This is a genomic window from Stutzerimonas nitrititolerans (assembly GCF_003696285.1).
Lineage (GTDB): Bacteria > Pseudomonadota > Gammaproteobacteria > Pseudomonadales > Pseudomonadaceae > Stutzerimonas > Stutzerimonas nitrititolerans.
Map to the genome: position 1 here is coordinate 53,731 of NZ_RFFL01000011.1, position 11,784 is coordinate 65,514.

General features: G+C 64.9%; 15 protein-coding genes. 5 read left to right on the forward strand and 10 right to left on the reverse strand.

Going from position 1 to position 11,784, the window contains the following annotated elements; all coding sequences use genetic code 11:
- Positions 1-51: 51 nt before the first annotated feature.
- Both tcdA and EA795_RS14395 read left to right on the forward strand, forming a co-directional pair.
- Complete coding sequence (gene tcdA, locus EA795_RS14390) at positions 52-867, forward strand: tRNA cyclic N6-threonylcarbamoyladenosine(37) synthase TcdA (RefSeq protein WP_014852311.1); 816 nt, start codon at positions 52-54, stop codon at positions 865-867.
- Positions 868-949: 82 nt separating this feature from the next.
- Positions 950-1,450 (forward strand): methyltransferase family protein, encoded by a 501-nt coding sequence (locus EA795_RS14395; RefSeq protein WP_122078053.1) that lies wholly within the window; start codon positions 950-952, stop codon positions 1,448-1,450.
- A gap of 147 nt (positions 1,451-1,597) precedes the next feature.
- On the opposite strand, the gene EA795_RS14400 is transcribed toward EA795_RS14395, so the two are convergent.
- The 5 genes from EA795_RS14400 to EA795_RS14420 form a co-directional block, all read right to left on the reverse strand.
- Entirely contained in the window at positions 1,598-2,014 is a 417-nt protein-coding gene (locus tag EA795_RS14400) for a SufE family protein (RefSeq protein WP_122078055.1), read from the reverse strand.
- A complete protein-coding gene (locus EA795_RS14405) occupies positions 2,011-3,216 on the reverse strand; it encodes an aminotransferase class V-fold PLP-dependent enzyme (protein ID WP_122078056.1) in 1,206 nt (401 codons plus the stop codon). The genes EA795_RS14400 and EA795_RS14405 overlap by 4 nt, the downstream gene beginning before the upstream one ends.
- Positions 3,217-3,329: 113 nt before the next feature.
- Entirely contained in the window at positions 3,330-4,364 is a 1,035-nt protein-coding gene (gene dapD / locus EA795_RS14410) for a 2,3,4,5-tetrahydropyridine-2,6-dicarboxylate N-succinyltransferase (protein WP_122078058.1), read from the reverse strand.
- A gap of 42 nt (positions 4,365-4,406) precedes the next feature.
- Positions 4,407-4,778 (reverse strand): ArsC family reductase, encoded by a 372-nt coding sequence (locus EA795_RS14415; RefSeq protein WP_065985011.1) that lies wholly within the window; start codon positions 4,776-4,778, stop codon positions 4,407-4,409.
- A gap of 37 nt (positions 4,779-4,815) precedes the next feature.
- A complete protein-coding gene (locus EA795_RS14420; RefSeq protein ID WP_065985012.1) occupies positions 4,816-5,163 on the reverse strand; it encodes a thioredoxin family protein in 348 nt (115 codons plus the stop codon).
- 139 nt (positions 5,164-5,302) lie between these two features.
- Between EA795_RS14420 and EA795_RS14425 the strand changes: the two genes are divergently transcribed.
- A complete protein-coding gene (locus tag EA795_RS14425) occupies positions 5,303-5,548 on the forward strand; it encodes a hypothetical protein (protein WP_014852318.1) in 246 nt (81 codons plus the stop codon).
- Between the two features lie 10 nt (positions 5,549-5,558).
- Positions 5,559-5,708 carry a hypothetical protein gene (locus EA795_RS21055; protein ID WP_014852319.1) on the forward strand — a complete coding sequence of 50 codons (150 nt, stop codon included), beginning with the start codon at positions 5,559-5,561 and terminating at the stop codon, positions 5,706-5,708.
- Positions 5,709-5,881: 173 nt separating this feature from the next.
- On the opposite strand, the gene dapC is transcribed toward EA795_RS21055, so the two are convergent.
- From dapC to purM, 5 genes are read right to left on the reverse strand one after another with little or no spacing between them, the layout of a single operon-like run.
- Positions 5,882-7,078, reverse strand: a complete 1,197-nt coding sequence (dapC, locus tag EA795_RS14430) for a succinyldiaminopimelate transaminase (protein WP_122078060.1) — start codon at positions 7,076-7,078, stop codon at positions 5,882-5,884.
- A gap of 47 nt (positions 7,079-7,125) precedes the next feature.
- Positions 7,126-7,788: a COG3650 family protein gene (locus EA795_RS14435; RefSeq protein WP_122078062.1), complete on the reverse strand. Its 663-nt coding sequence runs from the start codon at positions 7,786-7,788 to the stop codon at positions 7,126-7,128.
- 59 nt (positions 7,789-7,847) lie between these two features.
- On the reverse strand, positions 7,848-8,558 hold the full coding sequence (locus EA795_RS14440; protein WP_058078159.1) for a DUF3108 domain-containing protein: 711 nt from the start codon (positions 8,556-8,558) through the stop codon (positions 7,848-7,850).
- An 8-nt stretch (positions 8,559-8,566) separates the two neighbouring features.
- Positions 8,567-9,214, reverse strand: coding sequence for a phosphoribosylglycinamide formyltransferase (gene purN / locus EA795_RS14445; RefSeq protein ID WP_122078064.1), 648 nt, complete (start codon positions 9,212-9,214; stop codon positions 8,567-8,569).
- The gene (gene purM, locus EA795_RS14450; RefSeq protein ID WP_058078161.1) at positions 9,214-10,272 is read right to left on the reverse strand and encodes a phosphoribosylformylglycinamidine cyclo-ligase; all 1,059 of its coding nucleotides are present in this window, start codon (positions 10,270-10,272) and stop codon (positions 9,214-9,216) included. Before purM ends, purN begins: the two co-directional genes overlap by 1 nt.
- Before the next feature lie 289 nt (positions 10,273-10,561).
- On the opposite strand from purM, the gene EA795_RS14455 reads away from it, so the two are divergent.
- A complete protein-coding gene (locus EA795_RS14455) occupies positions 10,562-11,686 on the forward strand; it encodes a DUF2066 domain-containing protein (protein WP_122078066.1) in 1,125 nt (374 codons plus the stop codon).
- Positions 11,687-11,784 lie beyond the last annotated feature (98 nt).

Consider the following 11,784-nt stretch of genomic DNA (forward strand, 5'->3'; position numbering starts at 1 on the left):
ACCTTGCCAGCCGCAGGTCCTATAATCGGCGGACGTTTTTCAGAGGTCGGTATGTCTAGCGAAGATCAGCGTTTCGGCGGCATTGCCCGTCTGTATGGCCGGGCCGGGCTCGAACGGCTGGCAGCGGCGCATGTCGCCGTGGTCGGCATCGGCGGGGTCGGTTCCTGGGCGGCCGAGGCGCTGGCGCGCAGCGGCGTCGGCGAGATCAGCCTGTTCGATCTGGACGATGTCTGCATCACCAACACCAACCGCCAGATCCATGCGCTGGAGGGCGCGGTGGGCAAGCCCAAGGTGGACGAGATGGCGGCGCGTATCCGCGCCATTAACCCGGCCTGCGTGGTGCATGCGGTGGCCGATTTCGTCACCCGGGAAACCATGGCCGAATACATCACCGAGCAGCTGGATTGCGTCATCGACTGCATCGACAGCGTGCCGGCCAAGGCCGCGTTGATCGCCTGGTGCAAGCGGCGCAAGATCCAGATCATCGCCACCGGCGGCGCCGGTGGGCAGGTGGACCCGACGCAGATCCAGGTTACCGATCTGAACAAGACCTTCAACGACCCGCTGGCGGCTAAGGTGCGCTCGCTGCTGCGTCGCGAGTACAACTTCTCGCGCACGCCGGGTCGCACCTACAGCGTGCCCTGCGTGTTTTCCACCGAGCAGCTGCGCTATCCCAAACCCGATGGCGGCGTCTGCCAGAGCAAGAGCTTCGTCGGTGAAGGGGTGAAGCTCGACTGCGCCGGCGGTTTCGGTGCGGCGATGATGGTCACCGCCAGCTTCGGCATGGTGGCGGCGGCGCGTGCGGTGGACAAGCTGGTGGCAGGCGCACGGCGGCCCGCGGAGCGCGTCGCGGCCGGCAAGCCCTGAAGCCGCTGCGGCAATCGAGGACGAACCTGGCCGTTGCGCTTGTTGTCTTCAGATTCCTGGAGAAGATCGGACGCCCTACGACGTGAAAAAGCTGCTCGGCAGAATCGATACGCTGATCTATCTGATCGTCGGCCCGTTCGGCGTGCTTTACGTGTTCCCGCGTTACCTGCTGCAACTGGAACAGCAACTGAGCATCGAACTGCCGCGCCTGGCCGTTCTGAAATATGCCGGCGTCACCCTGATGAACCTGGGCGGGCTGCTGGCGGTCGTTTGTGCGCTGATGATGTATCGCCATGGCAAAGAGACGGTCAGCCCCTTTGTCGGGCCGAAGAGTCTGCTGCGTAGCGGCCCGTACGCCTGGGTCAGGCATCCGATGATGTGGTCGGGCACCTTCGTGCTGGTCGGTCTGATGCTGGTCTACAGCTCGCCGCTGCTGGCGCTGTGGCTGGCGATCTGGAGCCGTTTCGCCGCGTTGTACATCGCCCGTTACGAAGAGCCTTATCTGGAATCGGTATTCGGCGAGCAGTACCGCGATTACTGCCGGCACACGCCGCGCTGGTTTCCCTGGCGTACTGCCGAATAGCCGTTGGCAGGCGCTTGAAAAACGTAGGCGAGGCAGCCAGTGCAGGGCAAAAACAGGCGAGGACGCGGAGTTTACGAGTTGTAAATGAGCACTCCGAGCCTGTTTTTAACGCAGTAATGGCAACGCAGATAGTTTTTCAACGGCCTGTTAGGGCGTGTGCCGACTCAATTCGCGCATACGCGCCAGCACAGCATTCATGCCATTGCTGCGCGAGGGCGACAGCTGCCGCGAGAGGCCGAGCTGCTCGAACCATTGCACGACGTCGAGCCGTTGCAGCTCGGTAGCGTCCAGCCCGTTGACCCGCACCAGCAGGACGGCGAGCAGCCCGCGCAGCAGGCGCGCTTCGCTGGTGCCGCGAAAATGCCAGCGATCCCCCTGGCGTTCGCCGATCAACCACAGCCTGCTTTCACAGCCTGCCACCTGATTGTCCTCGTTGCGCTCGAGTTCGCTGAGCGGTTCGAGCCGATCGCCCCACTGCATCAGCAGGCGCGCCCGTTGCTCCCAGCCGGCCGCCTGCTGGAACGCCTGCAGGGCTTCGCTGGCAGGGGCGGGCAAGGTGCTCATCGGAGCAGCTCCAGCGACTGGTCCAGGGCCGCGAAGAAGCGCTCCAGGTCGGTGCCGTCGTTGTACAGTCCCAGCGAGACGCGAATCGCGCCGTCAACGCCGAGGGACTTCATCAGCGGCTGCGCGCAATGCGTCCCGCTGCGGATGGCGATGCCCTGCTCGGTAAGCAGGTGCGCGAGGTCGCCATGGTGCACGCCTTCGACGCGGAAACTGGCCAGCGCCACCTGCGGCTTGCCCAGTACCTGCACGCTAGGACGAACGGCCAACCCCGCCAGCAACTTCATGTGCAGGACCTGCTCATGGGCGGTGACGGCCGCACCGTCCAGTTTCGCCAGGTAGTCCAGGGTCGCGCCAAGGCCGATCACCGCACCGATGGGTGGCGTGCCGGCCTCGAAACCCAGCGGCGCGGCATGGAACTCCGCGCTCTGGAAATCGGCCACCCGGACCATCTCGCCGCCGAACTGCCAGTGATGGAGTTCGAGCAGGGATTCGCCACGGCCGTAGAGCGCGCCGACGCCTTCTGGTCCGTAGAGCTTGTGGCTGGACAGCACGTAGAAGTCGCAGGCCAGTGCCTGCATGTCGTGGCGGCCATGCACCACGCCCTGGGCGCCGTCGACGACGGTCAGCGCGCCCTGGGCCTTGGCCAGCGGCAACAGCTGCGCCAGCGGCTGCCAGGCGCCCAGCACGTTGGACAGCTGGCTGACGGCGAGCAGGCGCGTGCGCGGGCCGATAAGCCGGGCGGCGGCATCCAGGTCGATCAGGCCCTGTTCGTCCAGCGGCAATACCACCAGCCTGGCGCCACGTCGCCGGGCCAGTTGCTGCCAGGGCAACAGGTTGGCGTGGTGTTCGAGGGCGCTGACGACGATCTCGTCATCCGGGCGCACCCGATGTTCGAGCCCGTAGGCCAGCAGGTTCAGCGCCTCGGTGGCGCCATGGGTGAAGACGATCTCGGTCGGGCTCTGGGCATTCAGCCAGTGAGCCACCTTGATCCGTGAGTTCTCGAACGCCCGCGTGGCGCGTTCGGCCGCCTGGTGCTGGGCGCGGTGCACATTGGCGGTGCCGCAGGTGTAGTAGCCGGTCAGCGCATCGATCAGCGCCTGAGGCTTCTGCGCGGTCGCGGCGCTGTCGAGATAGGTCTGGCCCTGGGCTTCGAGAATCGCCAGGGCAGGGAAATCGGAACGCCAGGGAGATACCAGAGACATCGTTCGACCCTTCGGCTCGGAGTTTGAAAGCCGCTGGAGGCTGAAGGCTGGACGAGAACGCCACAGCGCGCTCTTCGTTTCGCCTCCAGCCTCCAGCGCTTTTGATCGGCTTCTTAGTTGTGCGCGTGCAGCGCCTCGTTCAGTTCGATCGCGGATTTGTGGGTCTTGCACTCCACGGCGCCGCTCAGCGAGTTGCGACGGAACAGCAGGTCGCTCTGGCCGGCCAGTTCGCGCGCCTTGATCACCTTGACCAGCTCGCCCTGTTCGTCTAGCAGGTTCACCTTGGTGCCGGCCGTGATGTACAGACCGGATTCGACGGTATTGCGGTCGCCCAGCGGGATGCCGATACCGGCGTTAGCGCCGATCAGGCAGCCTTCACCGACGGAAATGACGATGTTGCCGCCACCGGACAGCGTGCCCATGGTGGAGCAGCCGCCGCCGAGGTCCGAGCCCTTGCCGACGAAGACGCCCGCCGAGACGCGCCCTTCGATCATGCCGGGGCCTTCGGTGCCGGCGTTGAAGTTGACGAAGCCTTCGTGCATCACCGTGGTGCCTTCGCCGATGTAGGCGCCCAGGCGAATGCGCGCACTGTCGGCGATGCGTACGCCGGTAGGCACCACGTAGTCGGCCATCTTGGGAAACTTGTCGATCGAGTTGACTTCCAGCAGGTAGCCCTTCAGACGCGCTTCCAGTTGGCGCTCGGCCAGCTCGGCCAGGTCCACGGCGCCCTGGTTGGTCCAGGCGACGTTGGGCAGCAGCGGGAAGATGCCGGAGAGGTTCACGCCGTGCGGCTTGACCAGGCGATGGGACAGCAGGTGCAGCTTGAGGTAGGCCTCGGGCGTGGACGTCGGTGCGGCGTCTTCGGCCAGCAGGGTGACGACCAGCGGGCGCTGGCTTTCCGCGAGGCGGGTCAACAGCGCGTGCTGTGTGGCATCCAACTGCTTGATGGCATCAGCCAGTTGCGCCGCCTGGGTGGTGTTGATGGCGATCGCCTGGTTGCCGCCCTGGTAGCCGAGCAGCGGCGCGATGGCCGCGACCAGCTCTGCGTTTGGCTGCAACAGGGGCTGTGCGTAGAAGACTTCGAGCCAGTTGCCCTGGCGGTTCTGGGTGCCGACACCGAAGGCCAGGCTGAATAAGGTCGTGTTCATGGAAATCCTTGTCTTGGTCACGCTCGCCGTAGCGAGCGGCAATCAGTTCTTGGTGGCCAGTTCGGCCGCGTAGACGTCGGGCTTGAAGCCGATCAGCGTTCTGTCGCCGAGATCGAGCACGGGACGCTTGATCATCGAAGGCTGGGCCAGCATCAGTTCGATGGCCTTGGCCTGGTCGAGATCGGCCTTCTGGGCGTCGTCGAGTTTGCGAAACGTGGTGCCTGCACGGTTGAGGACTGTCTGCCAGCCGTGTTCGTCGCACCAGGCTTCCAGATGGGCGCGGTCGATGCCGGCGCTCTTGTAGTCATGAAAGTCATAGCTCAGCCCCTGCTGATCGAGCCAGGTACGGGCCTTCTTCATGGTGTCACAGGCCTTGATGCCGTAGAGACGGAGTCCTTGGGTTGGGTGAGGCATAAACGGATTTTCTTTTCTCAGGCCACAGGGTGGCGAATTATGCCATGTCGACGCCATGGTTGTCGGACGCATGGTCGAGCGCTTGCCGGATGTCATCTGCATTCGTCGGACGGACCAGCCGTGCCAGCTCTTCCCCTTGGCGCAACAGAATCAGCGTCGGCCAGAGCTTGACCCGGAACGAACGGCCCAGCGGCCGGCCCGGCCCGTCTTCGATCTTCAGGTGACGGACGTCATCACGATCCGCCAGCACCTTGGCCAGCGACGGCTGTGCGGCGCGGCAGTGGCCGCACCAGGGTGCGCCGAACTCCAGCAACGTCAGACCTTGCAGCGCATCGACCTCGGCACGTCCGGGTTCGGTTGCTGCATAAACGTCGTTCATGGACATGAGGGCTCTCCTTCGGGTTCATGGCATTGTGAGTGCGTTCGAGGGACTGGGTTCAGGCCAGGTCGCTTCTTGTGCGCCATACGATCTTTCCGCCGTCACGTTGTCCATTGATGACAGCCGAAACGATGAGAGGCGAGATATGGCACGCAAGCATTTCGAGAAGTTCGAGGCGATTTCATCCGCCGTTCCGGCGGAGGATGCGTTCGAGGCGGTGATCGCTGTCAAGCGCCGCGATGGCGATGAGTCGCTGCACATCTTCAAGGTCGCCGATGGCCGCCGTTACGATCTGGCCTCCGAAGCCGAGGTGGCGGCCGATGCGGCCCTGACCAAGGTGGTAGAGATCAGTGACGAGGCCGAGCTGATCTGGGAAGAGCATGCGATCTGAGAGGTGAACCATGAACGAGCCAGACAAACGCGCTGACGAGGATTGTCGCGAGGATGAGCGCGAGCCGGAAAAGGCGGACATTCCTGAGCACATGAAGCCGGAAAATCTGGAGAAGCTGCGCGATTACGGCAAGGACGGAATTCCGCCGGGGGTGGCTTGAGCTGCGTGGGCCGAATATTTTGGACTTGGTAGTGGGATCGCTACCCCTCACCCTGGCCCTCTCCCAAAGGGGGAGAGGGGTTTAACGCTGTGCTTGGCAACGGCTCGAACTGCCCCCCGCTGGGGAGAGGGGCACCGTTGAAGTTGGCACAACGCGCGCCTGCTATCGCAGCGCTACAAATCCGTCACGAACGAGCGAATCCGCTGCGCCGCCTCGATGCAATCCTCCAGCGGAGCCACCAGCGCCAGGCGCACGCGGTTGGCACCGGGATTGAATCCGTCGACGTCACGCGAAAGATAGGAGCCCGGCACCACGGTGACGTGCTCGCGGGCGAAGAGTTCGCGGGTGAATCGCTGGTCATCCACCGGCGTTTCCGGCCACAGGTAGAAGCCGCCATCGGGGCGCTCCACGTTCATGACCGGCGCGAGAATCTCGAGCACTGCATCGAATTTCTGCCGGTACAGCTTGCGGTTGGCCTGTACATGTTCCTCGTCGTTCCAGGCCGCGATGCTCGCCAGCTGCGTCTGCACCGGCATCGCGCAGCCATGGTAGGTGCGGTAGAGCAGGAAGGCCTCGAGGATGTCCGCGTCGCCCGCGACGAATCCGGAGCGCAGGCCTGGCAGGTTGGAGCGCTTGGACAGGCTGTGGAAGACCACGCAGCGTCTGAAATCGTTTCGGCCCAGCGCCGCACAGGCGCTCAGCAGTCCGGGCGGGGGTGCCGATTCGTCGAAGTAGAGTTCGCTGTAGCACTCGTCGGCAGCGATGATGAAATCATGCTCGTCGGCCAGGGCGATCAGCTTCTTCAGTGTTTCCAGCGGGATCAGCGCGCCGGTGGGGTTGCCGGGCGAGCAGAGGAACAGAATCTGCGTGCGCTGCCAGATGGCCACCGGCACGGCATCGAAATCGGGGTTGAAACCATTTTCGGCCAGGCAGGGAAGGTAATGCGGGGTGGCGCCAGCCAGGAACGCGGCACCTTCGTAGATCTGATAGAAGGGATTGGGGCTGAGCACCAGCGCATCGGCCGAGCGCTGGACCATCGCCTGTGTGAAGGAGAACAGCGCTTCGCGCGTGCCATTGACCGGCAGTACCTGGCGTGCCGGGTCGAGGGCACCTGGCTGCAGGTCGAAACGGCGTTCGCACCAACCGGCGATAGCCTCGCGCAAGGCGGCTATGCCGAGGGTGGTCGGGTAGACCGACAGCTGGTCCAGGTTGTCGGCCAGCGCCTGCGCCACGAATTCCGGTGAGCGATGCTTGGGTTCGCCGATGGACAGCGCAATGGCGCGCTTGTCTTCCGCTGGCTGCACGCCCGCGAGCAAGGCGCGGAGCTTTTCGAAGGGGTAGGGCTGCAGGCGGGTCAGGTCGTCATTCATGGCAATTCTTCAAGGCGGTCGGTATGGCGCAGTTGCATGCTGCGTGGTCAGTCGTTGCGAGCGCCACCGTAGTAGGCGCAGCCGCGGAGCACGTCGTCGCCCAGGCGAAGTTCGGCGGTCAGGTGGCTGACCGCGCCGCTGGCGTCATCCACGCAACGTTGCGGTGCGACCCACAGGCCGATCTGCTGGCCATTGGCTTCGCTGCTGAAATGGGTCTGGCCGCCGGGAAGCTGTTCTTCCAGATAAGGCAGCGCAAGGGGCGAGTGATCCATGCGTTCGAGCAGCATGCCTTCGCGGGTGACGCGCAGGCTCCAGCCGGGCTCGTTGCCGTGGGCGGCGAGCAGCAGTTGTCGGAAGTCCGGCGCGTCGCAGCCATGACCCTCGGCCTGTACGCGATAGAGGCGTGTGAGCTCCATGCGGTCTTCGTTATTCTGGCGCTGTAGCACGCCGCGGACATCGGTGAACAGAGGCGTGCCGGTGTCGCTGCCCAGGGCCAGTGCATCGTCCAGCAGTCCGCTATCGATCGAATCGACCAGGCGCAGCCGACGCTCGCCTTGGCAGGAGCGAAACGCCAGCTGCCCGTCGATTACGGTGAGCTGGCCTTGCAGGCGCTCGGTCGGGCGCGGCGGTGCTTCGTCTTTCCAGCCAAGCGATTGGCAACCGGCGATCAGCGGAATCAGAAGGAGCAGCAGGGTAGGGTGGCGGCGCATCGGCGGGTTCGTTCCGTGGTGGTGCGGGATGGCGCCAGATCGCCTGGCGCCGGGGTGGCTCAGTTGCCGCGAACGGCCTTGCCGTCGACGATGCCCTCTTCGAGCATGATCTGGTATTCCTTGCCGTCCTTTTCCACTTGATGCAAGCGAACCAGCAGGTAATCCCATTCGGTGGCGAACCAGAGGATGGTCTGGCGCTTGCTCTGGGTGGGGTCACGCACGCGCTCGACCTTGATCGCGTCGACCTGGCCGGCCTTGGTGCTGACCTGTTCTTCGCCCAGCACGCGGAAGTCGTAGGTCTCGATCTCGTCGCCGTCGACCACCTGGTAGCTCATGCTCTTCTCGCCAGCGGCCACGGCTTCCTGCAGAGCGATCTGGTAGGTGGACTTGTCCAGCAGGCCGCGGTTGAGTGGCAGCTTGACCGGGTCGCCGCGATCTTCGCCAGTCACCAGCTTGGCGTCCCAGTCGAAGTTGTGCTCGATGTTCTTGCCCTTGCCCAGGCCACTGCGCTTGAGGCGATAGCGCTGCGGCAGCAGGGTGTCGCCGTCGACACGGAAGGTGCTGCGCTCGTTGAGGCTGGCCACCAGCATCGAAGCCTCGAAATCGAGCCTCCAGAGGTCACCGTCGGTTTTCTCGAGGCTGCGCTGAGCGGTACCGCTGATGGGCACCTGCTTCCAGTCTGCCGTGTAGCTGGCGGAGAAAGGTTTGAGCTCTAGCGCCTGGACCGGCAAGGCAAGCAGGCTGAGAGCGAGCAGCAGGGTGCGACGCATAGTGACTCCTAGGTTCTGATCAGGTGACCGGTGGCCGGCAGCTTGGCGCCGTCCAGCATCGCGCCTTGTTCGCAGAGGCGCAAGCGTCCTTCGGCGAACCAGCGCACGGCAAGGGGGTAGATTACGTGTTCGGCGGCATGCACCCGGCTGGTCAGCGCGTCCAGGCCTTCCTCGGGGCGCACCGTGAAGGCCGCCTGTATCGCTACGGGGCCGCCATCGAGCTCTTCGGTGACGAAATGCACGCTGCAACCATGCTCGCTGTCGCCGGCCTCGAGTGCGCGGCGATGGGTGTCCAGCCCCTTGTGCCGGGGCAGCAGGGACGGGTGGATATTGAGCAGGCGCCCCTGGTAATGGCGGACGAAGGCAGGCGTGAGGATGCGCATGAAACCGGCCAGCACCACCAGCTGCGGCGCATAGGCATCGATGTGTTCCATCAACGCCGCGTCGAAGGCGTCCCGGTCGGCGAACTGCTTGTGATCGATCACTCGGGTGTCGATGCCGGCCGCCTGCGCGCGTTGCAGCCCGAAGGCCTCGGCGCGGTTGGAAATCACCGCGCGGATGCGGGCGGGATTGCTTTCATTCAGGCTGTCGATCAGCGCCTGCAGGTTGCTGCCGGAGCCTGAAATCAGTACCACCACATTGCAGGGTTCGGTCATCAGTGGCTTTTCAGGTTGTTCAGCACGACGCGCTCGGCGCCCTCGGTCGCGGTGGCGATCTGGCCGATCAGCCATGGGGTTTCGCCGGAGGCGCGCAGGTTAGCCAGCACCGCTTCGACCTGATCCTGTGCGACGCAGATGACCATGCCGACGCCGCAGTTGAGCACGCGATGCATCTCGTGCTCGTCGACGTTGCCTTGCTGCTGCAGCCAGTCGAATACCGCCGGGCGCTGCCAGCTGGCGATGTCGATGACCGCCTGGCTGCCCTCGGGCAGCACGCGCGGGATGTTGTCCAGCAGGCCGCCGCCAGTGATATGGGCCATGGCCTTGACCGCGCCGGTGTCCTTGATCAGCTTGAGCAGTGGCTTGACGTAGATGCGCGTCGGCGCCATCAGCAGCTCGGTCAGCGGCTTGCCATCGAGCTGAGTGTTCTCGATATCGGCGCCGGCGACCTCGATGATCTTGCGGATCAGCGAATAGCCGTTGGAATGCGGGCCCGAGGAGGGCAGGGCGATCAGTGCATCGCCGGCCGCGACTTTCGAGCCGTCGATGATCTCGCTCTTTTCCACCACGCCGACACAGAAACCGGCCAGGTCATAGTCCTCGCCTTCGTACATACCGGGCATCTCGGCGGTCTCACCGCCGACCAGCGAGCAGCCGGCCAACTCGCAACCGGCGCCGATGCCAGTGACCACGGTCGCCGCGATATCCACGTTGAGCTTGCCAGTGGCGTAGTAGTCGAGGAAGAACAGCGGCTCGGCGCCGCACACCACCAGGTCGTTGACGCACATGGCGACCAGATCCTGGCCGATGCTGTCATGCCGGTTCAGGTTCAGCGCCAGGCGCAGCTTGGTGCCCACGCCGTCGGTGCCGGAAACCAGTACCGGCTGCTTGTAGCCGGCAGGGATTTCGCAGAGCGCGCCGAAGCCGCCCAGGCCGCCCATGACTTCAGGACGAGCAGTACGTTTGGCGACGCCCTTGATGCGTTCGACCAGCGCTTCGCCTGCATCGATGTCGACGCCTGCGTCCTTGTAGCTGAGGGAGGGTTGCTTGCTCATAGAGTCCGGACCTGTGAAAGGAGTGCGGGGCGACCGGGCCCGAAGCGGCTGCTGTGCTTCAAAGCCGGGAGAACGGCGGACCGGTCTGCGGAAAGCGCGCGATTTTATCAGGCTTGCCGCATAGCGACCATCCCGCGGCCGAGTGTGGGATGTCGCTCAGCATTGCAGCGTGGCGGTTGCTGCGATTGGGGCGGCTGTTTAAGGTATAGCGCTTCCTTTCATGAGATTTGCCGATCTGTTGCAGTCCAATCCAGATCCGCCAATTGTTCCAGCCTGTGAGAACTACCCCATGCGCCTAATCTCTCGCCTCCTGATGCTGTGCGCAGCCTGCTTCGCTCTGCCCAGCCTGGCCGCGCCGCTGAGCAATCTCTACGAGGTACGCGAACCGGTCGCCGACCAGCAGCCCGAGGAACGCGAAGCGGCTCTGCAGCGGGCGTTCGACACCCTGGTGCTGCGCCTGACCGGCGACCCCGAGGCGGGCCAGCGGCCGGCAGTGGCCGAGCTGCGCAAGAATCCGCAGCAGTTGATCAGCCGCTATGCCTACGAAAACGAAGGCATCCGGGCGTTCTTCGATCCGCAAACCACCGAGCGCAGCTTGCGCGGGGCCGGGCTGGCCCTGTGGGGCGCCAATCGCCCGAGCATCCTGAGCTGGTGGCTGGTCGATGCGGGTGAGGGCGCGCGCCTGATTGGCGACGGCCAGGATCAGTCCGGTGCGCTGCGGGTGGCCGCTCAGCATCGCGGGTTGCCGTTGCGCCTGCCACTGGCGGACCTCGGCGAGCAGATGCTCGGCGTCGCTGAGGCGGCGCAGGGCCAGGATGCGCAGGCGCTGCGCGAGGCTTCCGAACGCTACGATGCCGATGCGTTGCTGGCCGTCTCCGCCGTTCAGACAGGTTCGCAATGGGAGGCCAGCTGGCATCTTTGGCTCGGCGAGGAGCAGACCCGAGGCAAGGCCAGCGGTGAAACGCACGAGGCTCTGGCCGATGCCGTGATGCTGGCGGTGAGCAAGTTCCTGGCACCGCGCTACACCGTCGCGGCGGGTGAGGTCGAGGATATTACCCTGGAGGTTCTGAGCGCCGACGTCAGCCGCTTTGCCGAGCTGGAGCAGTTGCTGACACCGCTGGCGGGGCGACTGATTCGGGTGGAAAGCGATCGCCTGGTGTATCGCCTGTCGGCCTCGCCCGAGCAGCTGCGGGCGCAGCTTGCCCTGGCACGGCTGCATGAGGTGCCAGCTGAAGAAATGCCGGTCGATACGCTTTCGACAGAAGGCCAGCCACCGGAGCAGGGGCCTGCCGAAGTGCCAGCGCCAGAAGCGCAAGCGACGACAGAGGCCCCGTCCGACGAAGGCGCTCTGCCCGAAGGCGAGAAGCCTTTGCTGCAGCCCGACGTAGGCCTGCTGTTGCGTTATCGCTGGTGAGCCCCGCGGCCGGGTGCCGGCTGAGCGCTTCTGGCAGCGTGCAGCCGGGGCCTGGCGGCGCCGCCCGAACATAATCTGTTTACCGGAAGCCACCTGAC

Coding starts and splice junctions, on each gene's coding strand:
- tcdA (WP_014852311.1), top strand. CDS start 52: ATGTCTAGCGAAGATCAGCGTTTCGGCGGCATTGCCCGTCTGTATGGC.
- dapD (WP_122078058.1), bottom strand. CDS start 4,364: ATGAACACGACCTTATTCAGCCTGGCCTTCGGTGTCGGCACCCAGAAC.
- EA795_RS14405 (WP_122078056.1), bottom strand. CDS start 3,216: ATGTCTCTGGTATCTCCCTGGCGTTCCGATTTCCCTGCCCTGGCGATT.
- purN (WP_122078064.1), bottom strand. CDS start 9,214: ATGACCGAACCCTGCAATGTGGTGGTACTGATTTCAGGCTCCGGCAGC.
- purM (WP_058078161.1), bottom strand. CDS start 10,272: ATGAGCAAGCAACCCTCCCTCAGCTACAAGGACGCAGGCGTCGACATC.
- dapC (WP_122078060.1), bottom strand. CDS start 7,078: ATGAATGACGACCTGACCCGCCTGCAGCCCTACCCCTTCGAAAAGCTC.
- EA795_RS14440 (WP_058078159.1), bottom strand. CDS start 8,558: ATGCGTCGCACCCTGCTGCTCGCTCTCAGCCTGCTTGCCTTGCCGGTC.
- EA795_RS14425 (WP_014852318.1), top strand. CDS start 5,303: ATGGCACGCAAGCATTTCGAGAAGTTCGAGGCGATTTCATCCGCCGTT.
- EA795_RS14420 (WP_065985012.1), bottom strand. CDS start 5,163: ATGTCCATGAACGACGTTTATGCAGCAACCGAACCCGGACGTGCCGAG.
- EA795_RS14400 (WP_122078055.1), bottom strand. CDS start 2,014: ATGAGCACCTTGCCCGCCCCTGCCAGCGAAGCCCTGCAGGCGTTCCAG.
- EA795_RS14415 (WP_065985011.1), bottom strand. CDS start 4,778: ATGCCTCACCCAACCCAAGGACTCCGTCTCTACGGCATCAAGGCCTGT.
- EA795_RS14435 (WP_122078062.1), bottom strand. CDS start 7,788: ATGCGCCGCCACCCTACCCTGCTGCTCCTTCTGATTCCGCTGATCGCC.
- EA795_RS21055 (WP_014852319.1), top strand. CDS start 5,559: ATGAACGAGCCAGACAAACGCGCTGACGAGGATTGTCGCGAGGATGAG.
- EA795_RS14455 (WP_122078066.1), top strand. CDS start 10,562: ATGCGCCTAATCTCTCGCCTCCTGATGCTGTGCGCAGCCTGCTTCGCT.